This window comes from Vibrio sp. CyArs1 (genome assembly GCF_022432925.1).
Taxonomy (GTDB): Bacteria; Pseudomonadota; Gammaproteobacteria; order Enterobacterales; family Vibrionaceae; genus Vibrio; species Vibrio mediterranei.
Window position 1 is genome coordinate 573,695 of the sequence record NZ_JAKRBO010000001.1, and the last position, 19,535, is coordinate 593,229.

Sequence of the window (19,535 nt, forward strand, 5' to 3'; positions counted from 1 at the left end):
CTCCATTATTTACAGAATGAATATAATGGTTGAAATAATCAGTAGCTACGTACAAGCAGCGGTTAATCCCATGTAGAGGAGATTCAATAATGACCCATGAAACAAAAACAATGGAAGTACCTGTCGCTATCGCTGATAGAGTACAAGCATTGATTGATGGCTTTATAGCGAAAGAGAAGTTCAATGCTGAGCGAAAAGAAGTGGTCAACAACTTTCTTGCAATGGATGGTTTAAGCTGTGAAATGGCTGTTTATAGCCTTCCTCAAGACGAGTTAATCAGCACACTCAGCTATGTATATGAACTCTCTGGTACCAACAGCCGTTTCGTCAAAAACATAATTACTCAAACCAGAGACAATCCTAAGAAAGTGCTTTCTGATTCTCAGCGCTCTTCAGCTAAGAGTTTATTATTTAACTTGCTAAATGATCCGTCGGTAATATCGGCAATGAAAGAGAATTAATCGTCCTAATCGACAAATAACTTCCTGAATAACCTAAAAGCGAGCATCTTTACATGCTCGCTTTTGTTTTACTTCTAGCCAATAGTATTAATCAGTTAACTCTTTAATTGGCATTGGATTGCTTGAATCAATGACTGGACCCCTGCCTTCACTTTCTCGCGTGAACAACCAAGGTTCAGTCTCAAATAACCAAGCCCAGACTCTCCATATACCTCGCCCGACATGATCGCTACACCATAATCATCAATTAATGTCCTATTAAGTACATCCATATCTAGCGCTAACGGTGAAAGATCTATCCACGCCAGATAGGTTGCTTCTGGTATAACGTACTGAAGGTCTTTAAACGCAGCATTGAGCGATTCTCGTACATAACTATGGTTTTGGTAAACGTAGTTATTGAGTGCTTCTAACCAATCTTCACAGTGATTATACGCTTCCATCGTGGCAATAACGCCAAGAATTGAAGGGGATGACAATCCATCTACTTGCTTCAATTTAAATAAGTAATCTTCTCTCGTTTGAGCATTAGGAATCAATGCATACGCGCCGTTTAACGCAGGGACATTGAACGACTTCGATGCTGAGGTTACTAACGCCCATTCCATTGATTGATCAAATCCAGTAAATGGGAAATGAGTGCTAAAGCTGACATCCATATGAATCTCATCCGAGATAACTCGCACACCATGCTTGGCACAGAGCTCAGCCATTTTTGTCAGCTCTTCATGAGTCCAAACTCTTCCTGTAGGGTTATGCGGGCTGCAAAGTAGTAAAATCGTATTTTCAGGCTGAGCAATTAGACATTCAAAACTCTGCCAATCTATTTGATAGCGGCCCTCAACTTTTAGCAGTGTACTCCTTGCGCAAAAGCGACCTTGCCCTTCAATCATTTTGTCGAACGCGTCATAAGCCGGTGTGTGAAAGACTACCCCTTCTCCTACTTTCGACCAACGTTCAATGAGCTTAGAGATGATATAGATAACGGATGGTCCATAAACAATGTCACCTTTGTCGATCGTTGTACGGAATCTTTTTGAAAACCAGTGAGATATCGAGGCTTTGAAATCATCATGATTCCATCGGCTATAACCAAAAACAGGGTGTTCAATTCGGCTTTTCAACGCACTTTGAATCGCTGGAGGAGAGGCAAAATCCATATCGGAAATCGTAAACGGCAGCAAGCCTGCTTTCCCAAACCTGTCTTGAACATAATCCCACTGAGTGCAATAAGTGCCTTTTCGATCTATTACGGTGTCAAAATCAAACTCTTGAGTCATTACTGTCTCCAAAAATGAATAAACCTCAGTGTCAGACAATCGACACTGAGGCAGAGCAAAACACTGGACTAGCTTGCGCTCATTAAAGCCTGCATTTCGTTTTTAACTAAGTGCACTTGAGTGCCAATGACCACCTGTAAGTTATGTTCATCAAGCTTAATAACACCCAGAGCACCGTTGGCTTTTAGCTTCGCATCATCCACTAAACTCATGTCATTAACAGACATGCGAAGGCGCGTAATACAGTTATCGAGAGAGGTGATATTCTCTTTTCCACCTAACGCAGCCAACACCGCAGCCCCTTTGCCAGATTCATTTACAAACGCTGCTTCAAGTTGGCTATCGACTTCAGCCGTATCAACGTCACGCCCCGGCGTTTTCAAGTTAAAACGAGTGATGGCAAATTTGAACACTGAGTAGTAGACGATAAACCAAACACCCGCGACTAGTGGTACCAAATACCATTTGGTCGCTGTTCCTTGGAGAATACCAAAGACGAAGAAGTCGATAATATTACCGTCGGTGTTACCAATCGTGACGTCTAACAGTCCCATAATCATGAAGCCAAGCCCAGTCAGGATTGCGTGAACAAAATACAAAACTGGTGCCACGAATAAGAACAAGAACTCTAGAGGCTCAGTAATACCCCCTACCACGCACGCTACAACACCAGAGATCAAAAGTGCTTTAATCTTTGAACGATTTTCTGGACGCGCACAGTGGTACATAGCCAATGCTGCACCTGGTAAACCACCTAGGAAAGTCGGCATTTTACCTTGAGAAAGGAAAGCGGTAACTTCAGGTGTGAATCCTTGAGTATCAGGACAAGACAGCTCAGAGTAAAAAATATTCAATGCACCAGAAACCGTTTGACCACACACTTCCATTGTACCGCCTGCTTCAGTGAAACGAATCAGAGCAACTAAGATGTGGTGTAAACCAATAGGTAATAACAAACGCTCGCCGGTACCAAATAGCATCGGACCAAACTCGCCAGCGCCTTCGATAACATGACCAATACCGTTGATACCCGCTGCGAAATATGGCCAAACAAATGGGATAAATACACCAACCACACCTAGCACAATCGCAGATACAATCGGGACAAAACGCGCACCACCAAAGAAGGCTAATGCATCAGGCATTTTAAAGGTGTAATAGCGCTGGTGCAGTTTTGCGACGATAATACCCACAACGACTGCGCCTAAGATGCCTGTATCTATCGACTCAATACCGATAATACTTTTTACACCATACGCTTTTTCTTGGGCGCTATCACCTAGCACACCAGCCACGGTTAGGAAGAAGTTGATTGCGAGATTAAACGCTGCATAACCAACAAAACCCGCAAAGGCCGCCACACCCTTTTCTTCGCGAGCTAGACCAAGAGGAATGGCGATAGCGAACATTACTGGAAGATAAATAAACGCAACAAGACCTATTTTTGTCATCCACATGAATAGGTATTGCAACAAGGTATTATCTAGTAAAGGGATCGCTTCTTTAATTGCCGCGCTCGACAGTGAGCTCCCCACCCCAAGTAAGATACCTGAGAAAGCAAGAAGTGCGACAGGCAACATGAAAGTCTTGCCGAGGCTTTGCAGAAACTCCCACATGGTAGATTTGTTATTGCGTGTAGACATAGTACGTCTCCAAAAGATTAAGAGCTTGTAGGGCTCATACTCACCACTGCTGATGGGTATGATATTTTGTATTTATGACGCAAATATAAGCTGATAAAACTTTTGATAAAACGTTTTATCAACAAATCTGTGATCCACTTAAACAACAAATCCCATAGCCAAAGTAAGGCTTTAAAAAACAACACAATGAAGGTAAAGTAATTTGATAAAACGTTTTTCCTACATTAAGTGAAACTATGTCATCAAAAAAAGTGACCATTACAGAAGTCGCTAAATATGCGGGAGTCTCCGTCACAACTGTTTCCATGGTATTGGGAAACAAAGGACGTATTTCTCCCGACACTATAGACAAGGTTAACCAAGCTGTTGAAGAGCTTGGCTACATTCGTAATCGCGCTGCAGCAAACTTACGCTCAAATTCGAGCGAAATAATCGGTCTGATCCTTAAAGACATTAGTGACCCTTATTACTCCGAAGTCGCATCTGGAATTAGCGAAGAGATTGAACACCAAGGCTATATGTTGATTCTGGCTCAAAGTGGCGATAGTCAGGAACGATTTGAAAAGTGCATGATGACAATGTCACGGCAAGGTGTCGGTGGTATCGCTTTCTGCCCTATCGCTGACAACCAGCAATTTAATATCGAAAAAATGAAGGAACAAAACCTGCCTTTGGTCTGCGTCTCTCGTGCATCGCTCGACAAGCAAATAGATTTTGTCGGCCCTGATAATAACTATGCGGCGAAGCTTGCAACCGAACATCTAATAAAACAAGGACATCGCCGAATCGCATACGTTGGAGGTGCAAGCAGTTCGTTGTGCAGAGCCGAGCGAATCGGTGGATACTGTTCCACCCTCATGCAATTTGGTTTGCCATTTAAACCAGAATGGGTTGTGGAATGCGAAAAAGGTCAAAAGGCGGCCGCTAACGCAGTACAAACGCTACTGTCTGAACACCCGCAAATAACCGCAATTCTTTGCCACCACTCTTCCACTGCGCTTGGTGCTGTGTATGGCATTCATCGTTCTGGTCGACAAATTGGCAAAGATCAGTTTATTGGTGAACAAGTATCACTTATCGGTTTTGATGACGTAGAAGAAGCAGAGTTAACCGAGCCTCCGCTTACTTTCGTCAACTTCAACGCAAGAGAAATGGGTAGACAGGCTGCGAAACGTCTTATTAGCCAACTAGAACAAGAACATTCTCAACCGTATAGTCTTATTCAACCACCTCAACTGATCATTCGTGAGTCGGCGTAGCTGCCGACTTTATGGCTATTATTACAGTTACCGTACGCAGAGCCCATTTTCAATTTCTTCAACAAATCAATCACTTTGAGTAGTAGTTATTTTCTACAATCCCTTTCATAATGAGTGAGGGACAGAAGGAATGATCATGAAAAACACCTACGCTCTACTCGCTGCTTTTGGGTTCACTATTAGTAGTTACGCCAATGCTACCAGTAGCGCTGATACTCTGTTGATTAATGCCAAGATATACGGCTACGACAATGCAACGGCCATTGCCATTCAAGATGGCAAAATCCAGTCTATTGGTGACCTCTTACATATTAAGTCTTACCAAGATAAGCACACTGAGATTATCGATCTTAAAGAAACTTATGTCTTGCCTGGTTTTATTGATAATCACAATCACGTATTTGAAGCAGCTTCAGAGGCTGGCGGAAACTGTGCGCTGGGAGTGGATGCAACGTTGGAACAGCAAATCCCTTACTTAAAAGCCTGTGCACGATACTCTTCTGACAACTCATGGTTGATTGGATACGGTTTTTCGCTAGAGGCTATTTTAAGTGACGACAACGAGAACACCCCGTTGCAAGTTCTAGACAAGATATTCCCTAACCGTCCGGTTATCCTAATGGAGCAAACTTCGCACTCTATGTGGGTCAACTCCGTGGCTTTGGAGCTCGCAGCAATTTCTAACAATACGCCTGATCCTCAAGGCGGAAAAATCCTCAAAGATCAAGAGAGCGAAGAGCTCAACGGTATCCTTTTGGATAACGCTGGCGACATCGTTATGGAGTTGGCATGGAATAGCATGAACAACCAGTTCGACCAAAGTTACGATGGTTTAATGGTTGGGCTAGAAGAAGCGGCGGCTCATGGTATTACCACGATTGGTGATGGACGCCTGTATTGGAAGCGAGGTTGGTTTGATGTGTGGAAAGAAGCCGAGCGCAACGGCGATTTAACCGCTCGTGTATCTTTGCGTCCTTGGATTTACCCCACTGACACTATGAAACCCCAATTAGGTTATCTGAAGAAAATACACACTAGCGACTCCTCACAACGACTGATTGTAGACCAAGTCAAAATGTACAGCGATGGCATCTTTATCAACGGAACTGCGAAAACGTTAGCACCCTACTTGGATACTTATGTTCCAGACCAACCTTACGGCCTAAATTACATCGCCCCAGGCGATATGGAGAAATGGCTGACGGCACTTGATGCAATTGGCTACAGTGCACACATCCACGCTATCGGTGATGGCGCAATCAGAGAGTCACTCAACGCGATAGCAATAGTTCGTCACCATGGTTCTACTAAACCCTACACCCTGACTCATGTGGAGTTGATCGACAACGATGATATTCCTCGTTTTGCCGAGTTAAATGTCACCGCCGACTTTCAAGTTGGTTCCGACTACGTCGCCAACAATGACCATCAATGGGCACAAGCATTTCTTGGCGCAAGACGTGCTCACGCTTTGATGAACTTGCGCGCCATATTTACTAGCGGTGCAAACTTAACCTTAAGTAGTGACTGGAATGTGCATGACATCAACCCGTTAGTTGGCATAGCCAATAGTATTCATATGGGCAGTAAAGGACTTCCCAATGTAAGTACGGCGATCGATGCCTATTCAATTAATGCCGCAAAGAGTCTAGGTATTAGTGATATTACTGGCAGCATTAGCGTTGGAAAATCTGCTGACTTTGTTGTTCTTGATCGTGATATCACGAAGGTTGCAGTAGAAGATATCCCTTCAGCAAAGTTTATGATGACCATGCTACAAGGCGAAGTCGTCTACAGTCAGCCGTAATACTTTGTTTAAGAGGCGATGAAGCTGCCACCCAATATCACAAATATAGAACCGCATCCTTTGTTGAAGCGCTTTCCATGCCGAGCCAACCAAGGACGTAACCTATTTGCCAGACGAGCAATAAGATACTCAACAAAAAATTCCACTACAGCAAAGGTTACAGCAATAACCACAAATTGCTGCATCAATGGTGTGGTGGAATTCATAAACTGAGGTAGAAATGCACCAAAGAACAACAACACTTTGGGATTAGACACCGCCGCCAAAAAGCCTTGAATAGACAAACCACGTTTTCTGGTGTTAACAGTTTTCTCGACACTCGTCTGTTCTGGACTCGGGCTATTCCATAGCTTATAACCCAAATAGATAAGATAAGCGCCACCCACCCACTTTAAGATCGTAAGTGCTTCCGAAGTCGCTAACATGACGGCACCTACACCAAACATCGCCAGTGCAATCAACAACACAAAACCAATCACGCCCCCGGTAATCGTCGCTAACACTTTTGTCTTGCCGTAGACGACCCCATGACTCAATGCAAGCATGCCATTCGGACCAGGAGCCAAAGACAGACACACCACACTAAACAGATACACTAACCAAACATCAAACGTCATCGTTAACCATTAAATTGAATTACTTATGACGTCAGTATACGAATCACTAGCGTTTTATCTGGGTGATATATAGACTTAACACGGTAATATTTGGACATTACATCATCAACGGAGCTCTCATGACTGCCTCACCTGACCATACGGATGTTCGCTTTCTTTTAGTCGTCCTAGACCAATTCAACATGCTACCTTTTGGCGGTTTTTTGGATAAATTACGTTTTTCAGCCGACGAAGAAGATTACAGCCAGCAGCGCTATTGTCAGTGGAGCATCTCCTCTCTAAAACATGGCACGATCACCTCAAGCAGTGGCGTTGCGGTTGAAACTGAATTTGCGTTAAAAGACGCACAATTTGAGCATTACGATTATGTTGTTGTTTTCGGCTCACGAGGCGCTACGCAAAGTATGGAGAACGCGACGGAATATAAGCCACTATTAAAAAAAGCAGTGACACGGGGTGCAACTTTAGTTGCTATCGATAATGCTAGCTTCCTATTCGCAGCATGTCGGTTGCTGAATGGACATAGTGTTGTCGTCCATTGGCGTCACGAACAAGAGTTTGCTAGTGAATTTCCTGATATTCCATTGCTCTCTGAACAGCTCTATCACGTTGATAAAAATCGAATAACTTGTGTTGGAGGCACCGCTGCGATTGAGTTAGCCGTTGAGTTAATCAGTCGACATTGTGGCCGACAAAAAGCACTAAAAGGACTCGCCGATATGTTCGTCGATGAGGCAAGGCAGAGTCAGCATGGAGTGAAATCCCTCTCTTTTGGGCAGGATGGCAATGCTGCTTCTCCTACGCAAACCAAACGTGCAATAGCATTAATGCGTCAAATGCTATCGAAGAGACAAACTATCGATGTTATCGCGAGCGAGATTGGTATAAGTCGTCGCCAGTTAGATCGTTTGTTCAAGGAAGCACACGATACCACGGCAAAAGGTTACTGGTTAAAGATGCGTCTTGGGCATGCACATTGGCGAATAAACAACTCAAGCCTGCCGCTTGGTCAAATTGCCGAAGAAGTCGGCATCGGTGATGTCAGTTATTTCTGCAAACAATTCAAACGCCACTACGGTATTAATCCGGCAGAATTGCGCCGTACAAAACATGCTCTTAGTACATCAGCTTAATGTTTGATCATCCAAGCCATATTTTTGGATCTTGCGCCACAAGGTTGTTCTACCAATGTTAAGCGCTTTTGCCATATCTTGCATCTTGCCATCAAACATATTCCAAGCTTGGATAATGGCTTTCTTCTCTACTTCTTCGAGTGTCAGTATTTGCTTACCACTCTTTCCCATCGCGTCATTAGAATTATGTTTAATCTCTTCTGGGATATCTTCGAGCGAAATCATATTGGAACTGCGGTTGAGTAGAATTCGTTCCATACGACTTTTCAACTCTGAATTGTTACCTTGCCAACTAAACTGTACCAGAGCTTCCATTACTGTGCGCTCAATCGACACCGCCACATTGTGACGCTTTTCATAGTTGGTAATAATCATCATCACTAATTGCTCGATATCTTCCTTGCGCTTTCTTAATGGTGGGATATTGAGTTCGTTGGACGAGATTTCGTAATAGAGCTGACGACCAAAGGAGCGCTGCGCCACATATTCACTAATGTCAGATGTGGTACTGGTAATAAGCTGAAATGCTACTGGAATCAAGCGCTGACTGTCACTACGACTCACCAAGCCAGTCTTGAGTAACTTCAAAATCACAGTTTGTAGTTCAGGGCTTAAATACTCGATCTTTTCCAGATACAAGCTACCGTTGTGCGCCAATTCGAATTTAGAAGGCAAGCCATGACCATCTTCATCGTCGTAACCCAACATTTCTCGAATCATTGCTTCTGAAGTGAGTGAGCGACAATTGATACTAATGAACGGTCCATCTTTGAAGTCACTTTCGTTGTGTATCGCCATAGCTAAGTCAGACTTACCCACGCCTTCTTCGCCAGTAATTAAGATTGGTGCCTTGGATTTGATCGCTCGCTTCGCCACAGTAATAACATGCTTCATGCCTTTTGACTGCGCGTTGAGATTAGCAAAAGTGTATTTTGCACTACCGCCAATTTGCTGCTGTGCTAACTCACGAATCTTATCGATTGGATGGATAAAGAGCAGTTTAGAACCATCCACTAATGGTCTGAGTGTGATGATCGATTCAATAAACTCACCACCAATCTCTACCGTGGTTTGCTTACGGCGGATCGTGCTGTTTTCTTCAATACTTCTCAAGATAGAAGGCGCAAAACGAACAATAGAAAAGATATCCTTTTCAATAACATCTAACGTCTTAAATTTAAGTAATCGTTCTGCCTGATGGTTTGCCATCGTGATACGGTTTTCATCATTCCATGCTAGTAAACCGTCATCCATACACTCTAATGTCGCATTGTGCGCATTCAGCAATCGGTTCATATTCTCTTGCTCGTTTTGCACATGGATTTGCAACGCAATTTCCTTAGCACAGGACGAAATAATCACATGGTTTTCTTTAGTGTATTCCTTAGCGCGTTTTAGCAAAGAAATAGTGCCCCTCAAGCGTCCGAACGTATCAAAAATAGGCGCCGCTGTTGTGGCATAAGGATGCAAATGTCGATTAAAATGCTCAGCCGCAAATACTTCCGCTGGCATATGGGTATTCAAAGTCAAACTGATGGCATTAGTGCCTACTTTGCCCTCAGAAAAAAAGCAGCCTTTTTTTAAACCAAGTTCATTCACTTCGCGCAGCAAATCATCATGCCCTACGGTAAATAAGACACAACCACTATCATCTGTCACAAATAGAATGACAGCTTCATCACGCAGCAAATCGTAAGTATCTTCAATAACTGTAGTCGCACAGGTAATCACTCGCTCATTACGCTTGATGAGTGATTTGAGGGTGTAACCTGAGGCAATGTGGGGCTTGGACCAATTATACGGGCTAGATTGCTTTGAGCAGCGCTCCCACGATTCCAAAATTGGTGACAACATGAATTCCGGGGAAACCCAATGATGCTTTTGGAAAAAATCCCATTTCTTTTTGTTATCTTCTATGGACAGCATTGATAAACCAGAGTTGTTCGCTTTTGAGCGAAACGGATACGAATTGACGAGTAGGCTTGCTACATCGTGCAGACCCTGTATTTTACTGACTTACACTATTAGTGAGAGTGATCGTATTCACAACACGAATGGACATTAATGACTAATTCGAATAACACTGATCTTAGTCAGAATTGGTTAGAATTAACTGAAAATTGACTCTTTGGTATTAGGCCTTGCCTGATCGGCAATAGGCTAATCTGTAGAAAGTATTGGGATATGTTGAGAAAGTTAGAGGACAAGGTTAGTAATGCACTTCCATGTGTGCATAACGAATCGTATTAGATCCAAGCAAGTGAAAGTAGCAAAAGAGGTACTGCGATAGATGCAGCCATTTTTGTTAAAGATAGCGCTTCACGGAGTATAACTTTAGATTTTGAATCAATAAGTTCAATTGGTTGTTCAAGAGCAATAGTTGCTGTGTTGTTCATGTGTTTTCCTTTTAAAGCAGCGAACTGCAATCCAGCTCACCTTGTGATTTATGTCGCAATTTTGCACTCTTTTGTGAACCACGTCAATGCCATTTTGTAAATATTTGTCCATTTATGTTGAAAACAACAAAAATAAAAAGCCCTGTGTTAACACAGGGCTTTAACTAGTTCTATAACTATCTGAATTTACGCGTTTTTAATGCCATCTAATAAAGTACGATAACTCGATGCTTCGCGGTAGAATACCGCAGGTTTTCCAATTGGCGCCTCCACATCTATCCACCCACCGTCAAATACCTCACCAGTCCAAGCGTGAATCCACTTGTCTTTAGGGAGATAGACACGTTTTACGGTTTCGCCTTGGTTGTATACTGGTGCAACTAGGATATCGCGGCCGAATAAGTACTGATATTTAATGTCGTAGGATTCGTCGTCAGACTCATAATGCATGAATAATGGACGTTGAACCGGCATACCTTCCCTAGCATTAAGTGCAACAGCATCTTTAATGTATGGCTTAAGGTGGACAAATATCTTAGTCATCTTAGCCAAATGACTCATGGTTTCCTCATCAGAGTCATATTGGTGGTTATCTCCAGGACGGTTACCCTCATGACTGCGCATAATTGGCGTAAATGCAGCCATTTCTGCCCAGCGTTGGAATAACTCTTTAGTACGCTTCATACCATGCAACGTAGTGTAACCACCGATGTCGCTATGGTGAATACCGTTACCCATTAAGCCTGAAGACAGAGCCGCTGGAATAACAGAAGCCAAACCATCATCAAGACACCAATCTACTGATTGGTCGCCACCCCATAAGGTGTGACAATATCCTTGAATGCCTGTACCACCAGCGCGCATAAAGAACAAAATATCATCGGTTTTGCCCGCTTCTTCAATCGCTTCATGCTGCACTTTCGCCCAACGATAAGGCCATTTATTGTGTTCAATTTCCGCACTTACACCATTGCTTAGTGAGCAGTCTGTAGGGAGGTATTCGCCAAAGTCCCCCATCCAACCGTCAAGGCCGAAGTCAATCATGTTGCTTTTGATGACACCTTTGTACCATTCACAAGCTTCTGGGTTCGTGAAATCAACGACGCCACAATAAAACTCGCCAAAGTCGACAACGTATTTAGAGCCATCTTCCTTTGTAGCTAGGTAACCTTTTTGTTGTGCTTCATCATACAGAGGAAAATCTTCAAGCACATATGGGTTGATGTAACCCAAGAAACGTACGCCCTGCTCTTTCAGTTCATGAATCTTAGTATCTAGCTCTGGGTATAGGTCTTTGTTCCACTGCCAATCCCATTGAAGTCGTTTACCAAACGACGTCATCTTGATACCTTGCCAATCCTGACACCATGCACCTGCTACCTGAATTCCCGCTTTCTTAGCAGCTTCTACTTTCTCGATGGTAATTTCAGTACCGCCTTGAATACCCAGAATCACACCGTCATGCACCCAGTCTGGCATTTCTGGCTGACGACCAAAGACACCTGTAATATTGGTCATGAGTTCTGGGTAGCTGTCTTCTGCATCAAACAGAATGTATTGCGGGATATCCCAAGCTTGCAGCTCATGAAACTCTGAATTGGTAAAATCAAAATCTGCGTAAGCCGTAGTCTCTAAATGGCAGAAGTACTTTTTGTCTGAAACGAAAGTTGGTTGCGGGTAGTTAGTGTTGTAGTAATCGCCCCCTGCTTTATCAAGCACGTCCGCTTGCCATGTCACATAAGTGTTCTTGTTACGGCCAACACCCGGTTCTGATGACCAAAGCGGGAAATTTTTTCCACGTAGATTTAGATACGTTAGCTGCTCACCACAACCGAAAACACGTTCTTCTTCAGTTGCTGAGATGCGCATCCAGAAACGGTTGAAGCTTTTATCAATCGCCTCAAATTCCGCTTTTAAGCGAGACTCAGCTGTCTCACCAACAATCATTTTAATGACTTCTTTACCATCAAAATAGAAACCAATGGTATGAAAGTCTTGGCCTTCACGAGTAAAACTGTCCACTTTGAATTGACGCAGTGGCAGGCGCTCAGTCACGTAATCCGTGATATCAAAATTACCACGATACATGTCGAAATTGCCTTCACCAATACCCAAATAAAGCGCAGGCTTGGACACACTATGCTCGACAACCGTGCGGCCTTTATGTTGCAAGGTAAAGCCTTGCTCTGTAACGACTAAGTTCATCTTATTAACCCTAAAGAATTCAGAAATCTGAATCGAAAAATCATTTGAAGAAGGCGCTAAAGTCTGTGCCCTAGCGCCCTATTATCGTTAATCAAAAGCTGGCGTATTACTTGAACTGAACTTTGTATTCAGCATCAATCTTCGCTTCACACGTTTTGATCTCATTTTCAAAGCGCTGTAGCCATTGCTCACCTTCTTTACCAGCAGTACTTAGGAAGTAATCTTTCACTGGACCTGCCACTTTTTGGAACTCAGCGCGTTCCTCTGCAGACGGGTTATAGATAGTCCCTTTCGCTTTGCGGAACTCTTCGTAAGCTTCAAACTCTTTGTGCTTCGGATAAGCACGTAGGTATTGGTTTTGAGCTGCAACACCATCAATGAGCACTGCTTTCAACTCATCGGGCATAGACTTGAATTTCATGTCGTTGAACACCCAAGCACCGCCCATGTACGCGTGACCATCAAGGATGATGTAGTCCAAGCTTTCGTGGAACTTGTTTTGCACGATATCAACAATGCCGTTCTTAGTACCATCTACCACACCCGTTGATAGAGCGGTATACACTTCAGGCCATGCGATAGGTGTTGGTGAACCGCCTAGCTCTTTAACAAGCTCTTGTTGAATACGTGCAGGTACAGTACGTAATTTCAAACCTTTCACGTCGTCAGGAGTTTTCACCTGCTTCTTAGTCGTAGCAATGTTACGCCAACCACCAGAGTTGGATACCATCATAAGACGAACGTTAGGCGCTTTCTTAAGAAGCTCACCACGTACATCCCCAATGAACTCTTCGTTGTCGTATACACACTCAGCAACACGGTCATTTGGAAGCATGTAAGGTAAGTCGAATGCGCCAACAGGCTGCCAGAAGTTCGCTAACTCAGGAATTGTCGTTTGGAAATAATCAAACATTCCTGCTTGAACTCCAGCAATACACTCTTTCGCCGTACCACATAGCTGACCTGATGGATAGATGTCTACTTCAATCGCACCGTTAGAACGAGACTCTACAAAGTTTTTGAAAACCAGTAGCGATTGATGGTTATAACTATCTAGGTTAGACACGTGTGGAACCGTCAGTTTATAGTCTGCTGAATAAGCGGCGCCAGAAGCAAGCATGGCTGTGGCAGCGACGGCTAGTAGTGTTTTTTTCATTCTATGTTCCTTTTATCTTTATAAATTTTTGTTTCACGTATTCTTTTGAATCAGCTCTACATCACGCCCAACAGCTTAGGTAGGCCTATCACTAATTCCGGGAAGAATGAGATGAGGAAGATGATCAAGAACTCTACAATCAAGAATGGAATGATCGCCTTCGAAATTTTCTGTAGGGGTTGCCCGGATACGCCCGAAGCAACGAATAAAACCAGTCCCATAGGTGGTGTCGCAAGACCAATAGATAGGTTGACACACATCACCACACCAAAGTGCACTGGGTCGACACCCGCATTGATCATGATTGGCGCAATAATAGGGCCGAAGATTAGGATTGCAGGACCAGCATCCAAGAACATGCCTACGATGAATAGGAAGATGTTGATGATGAAGAACAGCATCAGTGGGTCACGAGTAATGCTATTAAAGAACTCTGTAACCGTATTCGAAATACCTGAGAAACTGATCGCTGACGCAAAGCCACTTGCCGCTGCAACAATGATAAGTACGGCTGCTGCGTTCACCGCTACTTTTGCAAACAACGCATAGGTAGCTTTAATATTGGTCACTTTAATGACATAAACCGACAGGAAGATGGCATAAGCTACTGCTACTGCTGCCGCTTCCGTTGGCGTAAAGATACCGCCATAGATACCACCGAGAATGATGACTGGTGTCAACAACGGCAGAATCGCCAGTTTCAAACTTTGACTGCGCTCTAGCTTAGTAGCACGAGGCAGAGTTTGTACTTCAGGATACTTACGAATTTGCATTCGGTTTACCAGCATCAAGCCAACACAGAAGATGATGCCTGGGACAATACCAGCAATAAACATAGCAGCGACAGATGTGTTCATGACAAACGCATACAACAGCATCAGACCAGAAGGTGGAATGATATTACCAAGTACCGTCGCCGCCGCCGTTAACGCCGCTGAATAGCTCTTGTCATACTTGTATTTGGACATTTCTGGAATCAGCATGTTGCCGATTGCCGATGTCGCAGCCACTGCCGACCCGGTTAGTGCACCAAACAGCGTGGAGGCAAGAATAACTACGTGCCCTAAGCCACCACGTAGGTGTTGAACTCGAGTTTGAGCGAAAGAGATAATACGTGGCGTGATACCGCCGCTCGACATACACTCACCCGCCAACATAAAGAATGGCAGCGCTAATAGAAGAAAGTTATCAAGACCAGAGTACAAGCGTTGATAAAGCATGTTGATGAACAGTACTTGGTCATTTTGAATAAATGTGATGATTGGCGACAAACCTAATGCCATCAGCACAGGCACACCCATTAATAGGAATGCTAGAAAATAAACTAGGAAAATTGGGGAAACCATAACGTTACCTCTACTCGGCCGCTTCTACTGCTGATGAATTATGTTCAGCAGGATCGAAATGAATCAGGTTGTGTAATGCGCCAAGTAACTTTTGGAGAGCAAATAGACACGAAATCGCCAGCATAATCGGTGGAATCGCATACACGACAAACATTGGAATAGGAAGACTATCCGCCATTACCGACCCTGTTTTGTAAAACGCGTAACCGAAGTAAATCCAGACCGCAAACAAGATCAAGCTAGCGACATGGCCAAATACCATCAAGAGTTCGAAGATACGCGTCCCTTTTAATTTGTCGGTGACGAATGTCATCGCGATATTACGCTCATCTAGGTAGATGATTGGTAGGCAAAGGTAAGTCATGTAGATCATCAAGAAACGAGATGATTCATCTGTCCACCCCAAAGGAGTGTTTAAAATGTAGCGAAAGGCTACTTGAATCAATACGATGACAGTCATCACTAACAAGAAGAAACCTGCTATATTTGCTGTCCAGCGCGCTATTGGCGCATTAATCGTATTTAAAGCGTTTTCCATTGCTTTAAGCATAGAACCACCATAAAAAATTTTAATTTTTGTTATTTAAACGACATATTGTCCACTCTATTTATATTGATAACCCAGTTAGTAATTTTTAACCGTGAGTGTTTTCACACTGAGCAACAATATGTCGTTTTTTGTAGGGTTAATGTCACATTATGGACATTTGGTCGTTTTAAGCTTTACCGTTTGAGCCAAATAGACGGATTTTGTGTTGAACAACTTCCATCATTGATTCAATACCTGTGTTCATGACATCCGCCAAAATGAAATCATTTTCATTCTGTTTCCAGTGAGCTTGAACACCTTTGATAAAGCCTTGACGAAGCTCAGTATCAACGTTGATCTTCGCTACACCGCGTTTCACAGCTTCGACCACTTGGTCATCAGGTACACCTGAGCCACCATGAAGTACAATAGGTTTTTTCACTGCTTCTTTGATTTCGCTTAAACGGTCAAATTTCAGCTCTGGTGTTGTTTTATATACACCGTGAGCGGTACCGATAGAAACGGCCAAATAATCAACACCCGTGCGTTCAGAGAAGTCCAGAGCTTCTTCAACCGTGGTGATCATTGCATCTTTCTCATCAACAGTGATGTCATCTTCCGTACCACCAATTTTGCCAATCTCACCTTCAGCACCTAAGCCAAGTGCATTAGCTACGTCGACGACAGCTTTAGTAATGCGAATGTTCTCTTCGAAAGGAAGTGCCGAACCGTCAAACATCAGCGATTGGAAATCACGGGTTGCTGCTTCCATGCACTGTTCGAACTTGCGGCTATGATCAAGGTGAATACAGATTGGCACTGAAATCTGGTGATGTTGTATTAGAGAGTCAACAGCATCGCGTAACGGTTTCATGCCCATTTCATTAATCGCTTTTTGGCCGATTTGAAGCATGATTGGTGATTGCTCTTTCTCAGCGGCAAGAAGCACTGCTTTAATTGTTTCTAAGTTGTGTGCAGTAAAAGCGCCGATGGCATAGCCATTGTTCCACGCTTCTTGAATCATTGTTTTACCTGACATATAAGGCATTGTGAGTGTTCCTCTGTATTTGTTCGTTACTGTAGTAATTTACCAGTACAAAACGTCCACTTCTGTTAGTTATGTATCACTTTATGACACAAACGCTCAATTAAGGACAAAAATGAGCTATAGAGCACATCTTTATGTTGTTTTTTGATTTTCTCTACCAAAATGTTAAAAACAAAAAAAAGATGACGGCACTACACCGTCATCTTTCGGAAAGAGTTAAAATTAATATCCAATGATATTAGGATGTTATCTCATATCTTGGTCAAGCAAGCCTTGAGATAATGCAGGAGCTAACCCTGGAGTCAGTGGCAATCTAGGAATCACCAAACAATGCATTAAGTGGTAAATATCTTGTTTACCATCCCATACCTTGCTAGTACCAGCTTGGTTATTTACGTCCAGCTCTTGCCACCAAGAACATCCCTCATAATCAATCAAATAGGTGCGGCAATAATCCCACCATGTACGATAGTAATCTTCGTACTTCTTATCACCCGTTACTGTAAATAGAGCATAGGCAGTACCAATCGCTTCTACAGGAGCCCAGCGGATACGCTCACGAACTACTGGCTTGCCATCCCAATCTACCGAATAAACAAAGCCCGGCGCACCGTCCACATGCCATGCGTCACGCACCGTAGCATCAAATAGTCCAATAGCGTCTTCTAACAACCATTCTGGACAATCTTCGCCAATTTCTAGCAAGGTTGCACGTAAGTGACAAATCAAACGTCCCCATTCGATCCAGTGGCCTGGTGTACCACCATATGCTCTGAAATGACTTGCTGGTGTTTCTTTATTGTAATCAGGAAGAGGTTTCCACTCAGAGTCAAAGTGTTCATTAACGCGGTAGCTTAACCCTTTCGCTGTTTTGTTGATCATAAACTCGGTGATATTAAGTGCGCGCTGCAACCACTTCTTATCTTTTGTCACATCGTAAACAATCAAGAAAGCCTCTACAGAGTGCATCGCCATATTACCGCCGCGGTAATCCTCGGTTTCAGTCCATTCTCTGTCCCAAGACTCGAAGCACATTTGACGATCTTCGACCCAGAAGTGCTTTTCATATACGGCAATGGCTTCTTCTAGAAGTGCTTGCGCACGAGGGTGACCTGTAGTGACTGCACTCGCTGCGCCAAGGAGCACAAACGCATGTTGGTAGCCTTGTTTTGACTCATCAACAATGCCTTCGCCTTCGTTATCAATTGTCGCAAACCAACCGCCGTGAGCTTGATCTTTCAACGGGCCTTCTAGAGCTTTAATACCGTGCTCGACAAGGTCATAGGCACCAGGGCGTCCCATGAGTGCAGCCAAGGAATAACAATGGAGCATGCGCGCAGTTATCCAAAGACGTGTGCCCATCTCTTCGCGCACATTGCCGTTGTTACCAATCCAACCAAAACCGTTTGGTACCACAGAGTTTCTGCCAAACTCAAAAATGCGGTCAGTTTCGTTATCTAACCATGTGTTATGGGATCGGGTATTAATCCATTTCATAGGGTGTTTCCTCGTTATTTTTTGTTGCGACCGACCCTATCAGTCCATCGCATTGAATTCAGTATCATTATTGTTATCTAGCGAACGGCAATAGCGGTTTGCTGATTTTTAGGTCTATTTCACCTCAAAACGGTGAATAGTTTTTTCTTCGAACAATTCACCAGGATTCAAACGCACGGATGGAAAGTGCGCTTGGTTAGGGCTATCCGGATAATGCTGTGTTTCCAAACATAGTCCTTCACGATTTTCATACTTATGACCATTGCGACCATACCAAGGCTTATTCGACAACTTGAAACCGTTATAGAACTGCACAGCAGGTTGAGTAGTAAAGACCGTCATTGCTCTACCACTATTAGGTTCATACAGTTCAGCAGCAATTCGATAACCTTGTCGGTCTGTATCGCCGTTTAATATAAAGTTGTGGTCAAACTCTCTGTTGCCTACTTCTGTGCGGGAGGTAAAGTCGAGATCACTGCCCGTTACCGAACAAATTTCTCCCGTTGGAATCATGGTTTCATCCACTGGAGTATAGAACTCTGACTGCAGTGTTAGTTGATGATTATCAACGGTTCCTGAATCATGCCCACCAAGATTGTAATAACTATGATTGACCAAATTGACGACCGTTGACTGATCGGTATGAGCAGTAAAGTTGTAATGGACTTGGTTCTGTTCATCCAGGCCGATTGAATGTGTCACGACTAAGTTGCCACCAAACCCTGACTCACCGTCCGGAGAGATTCGACTGAAATGAACAAAAATCGCTTCACTTTGCTCTTCTAGCGCGTAATTCCAAACGTATTTGTCGAACCCTTTTGAGCCACCATGCAAATGCTGCCCCGTCGGAAGCTCATTCGTTTCTAACTGAAAGACTTGTCCATCTAATTGGTAACGGCCATCCCTGATTCGATTTGCAAAGCGCCCCGCGACTGCTCCAAAAAACGGGTGGCCAGCAACATACTTTTCAAGGTTCTCATAACCTAGAACCACATCAGCAATCTGGCCGTTACGGTCTGGGACTTCAATGGAAGAGACAATACACCCGTAATTAGTTACACGTATCGTCATGCCGTGTTCATTCGCCAACGTAAAGAGCTTAACCGGTACCTCTTGACCCTCAATGTGGCCCCAGTTTTCTTGAGTCAGTTTCACGTG

16 protein-coding genes are annotated in these 19,535 nt (G+C 43.6%); 4 read left to right on the forward strand and 12 right to left on the reverse strand.

What is annotated here, in order from left to right:
- Positions 1-89 precede the first annotated feature (89 nt).
- The gene (locus tag MMA19_RS02675) at positions 90-461 is read left to right on the forward strand and encodes a hypothetical protein (protein WP_006069628.1); all 372 of its coding nucleotides are present in this window, start codon (positions 90-92) and stop codon (positions 459-461) included.
- Between the two features lie 95 nt (positions 462-556).
- Here MMA19_RS02675 and MMA19_RS02680 read toward each other — a convergent pair whose 3' ends face one another.
- Both MMA19_RS02680 and malX read right to left on the reverse strand, forming a co-directional pair.
- A complete protein-coding gene (locus tag MMA19_RS02680) occupies positions 557-1,741 on the reverse strand; it encodes a MalY/PatB family protein (RefSeq protein WP_240205438.1) in 1,185 nt (394 codons plus the stop codon).
- A 68-nt stretch (positions 1,742-1,809) separates the two neighbouring features.
- Entirely contained in the window at positions 1,810-3,384 is a 1,575-nt protein-coding gene (gene malX, locus MMA19_RS02685) for a maltose/glucose-specific PTS transporter subunit IIBC (protein WP_088878619.1), read from the reverse strand.
- A 236-nt stretch (positions 3,385-3,620) separates the two neighbouring features.
- Here malX and malI point away from each other — a divergent pair, with 236 nt between their 5' ends.
- Together malI and MMA19_RS02695 are read left to right on the forward strand one after the other, a co-directional pair.
- Positions 3,621-4,643 carry a Mal regulon transcriptional regulator MalI gene (malI, locus tag MMA19_RS02690; RefSeq protein ID WP_240205439.1) on the forward strand — a complete coding sequence of 341 codons (1,023 nt, stop codon included), beginning with the start codon at positions 3,621-3,623 and terminating at the stop codon, positions 4,641-4,643.
- A gap of 136 nt (positions 4,644-4,779) precedes the next feature.
- Entirely contained in the window at positions 4,780-6,450 is a 1,671-nt protein-coding gene (locus MMA19_RS02695) for an amidohydrolase (RefSeq protein ID WP_240205440.1), read from the forward strand.
- A gap of 8 nt (positions 6,451-6,458) precedes the next feature.
- Here the strand turns inward: MMA19_RS02695 and MMA19_RS02700 are convergent, their stop codons facing one another.
- Positions 6,459-7,067 (reverse strand): LysE family transporter, encoded by a 609-nt coding sequence (locus MMA19_RS02700; protein ID WP_240205441.1) that lies wholly within the window; start codon positions 7,065-7,067, stop codon positions 6,459-6,461.
- Positions 7,068-7,186: 119 nt separating this feature from the next.
- On the opposite strand from MMA19_RS02700, the gene MMA19_RS02705 reads away from it, so the two are divergent.
- Positions 7,187-8,200: a helix-turn-helix domain-containing protein gene (locus MMA19_RS02705; protein ID WP_240205442.1), complete on the forward strand. Its 1,014-nt coding sequence runs from the start codon at positions 7,187-7,189 to the stop codon at positions 8,198-8,200.
- On the opposite strand, the gene dhaR is transcribed toward MMA19_RS02705, so the two are convergent.
- The 9 genes from dhaR to MMA19_RS02750 all read right to left on the reverse strand — a co-directional run bounded on the left by dhaR (position 8,192) and on the right by MMA19_RS02750 (position 19,532).
- Complete coding sequence (dhaR, locus tag MMA19_RS02710; RefSeq protein ID WP_088878623.1) at positions 8,192-10,126, reverse strand: dihydroxyacetone kinase operon transcriptional regulator DhaR; 1,935 nt, start codon at positions 10,124-10,126, stop codon at positions 8,192-8,194. The two genes, MMA19_RS02705 and dhaR, sit on opposite strands and share 9 nt — an antisense overlap.
- Before the next feature lie 320 nt (positions 10,127-10,446).
- Positions 10,447-10,596, reverse strand: a complete 150-nt coding sequence (locus tag MMA19_RS02715) for a hypothetical protein (protein ID WP_038227019.1) — start codon at positions 10,594-10,596, stop codon at positions 10,447-10,449.
- Positions 10,597-10,782: 186 nt separating this feature from the next.
- A complete protein-coding gene (locus tag MMA19_RS02720) occupies positions 10,783-12,801 on the reverse strand; it encodes an alpha-glucosidase (protein ID WP_240205443.1) in 2,019 nt (672 codons plus the stop codon).
- 106 nt (positions 12,802-12,907) lie between these two features.
- Positions 12,908-13,957, reverse strand: a complete 1,050-nt coding sequence (gene dctP, locus MMA19_RS02725; protein WP_062461282.1) for a TRAP transporter substrate-binding protein DctP — start codon at positions 13,955-13,957, stop codon at positions 12,908-12,910.
- A gap of 56 nt (positions 13,958-14,013) precedes the next feature.
- Positions 14,014-15,303 (reverse strand): TRAP transporter large permease, encoded by a 1,290-nt coding sequence (locus MMA19_RS02730; protein WP_038221714.1) that lies wholly within the window; start codon positions 15,301-15,303, stop codon positions 14,014-14,016.
- A gap of 10 nt (positions 15,304-15,313) precedes the next feature.
- Positions 15,314-15,853, reverse strand: a complete 540-nt coding sequence (locus MMA19_RS02735) for a TRAP transporter small permease (RefSeq protein WP_006069616.1) — start codon at positions 15,851-15,853, stop codon at positions 15,314-15,316.
- A gap of 166 nt (positions 15,854-16,019) precedes the next feature.
- Positions 16,020-16,880, reverse strand: coding sequence for a class II fructose-bisphosphate aldolase (locus tag MMA19_RS02740; protein ID WP_006069615.1), 861 nt, complete (start codon positions 16,878-16,880; stop codon positions 16,020-16,022).
- A 246-nt stretch (positions 16,881-17,126) separates the two neighbouring features.
- A complete protein-coding gene (locus tag MMA19_RS02745) occupies positions 17,127-18,377 on the reverse strand; it encodes an AGE family epimerase/isomerase (RefSeq protein WP_006069614.1) in 1,251 nt (416 codons plus the stop codon).
- A 114-nt stretch (positions 18,378-18,491) separates the two neighbouring features.
- Positions 18,492-19,532, reverse strand: a complete 1,041-nt coding sequence (locus MMA19_RS02750; protein WP_240205444.1) for an aldose epimerase family protein — start codon at positions 19,530-19,532, stop codon at positions 18,492-18,494.
- Positions 19,533-19,535: the final 3 nt, after the last annotated feature.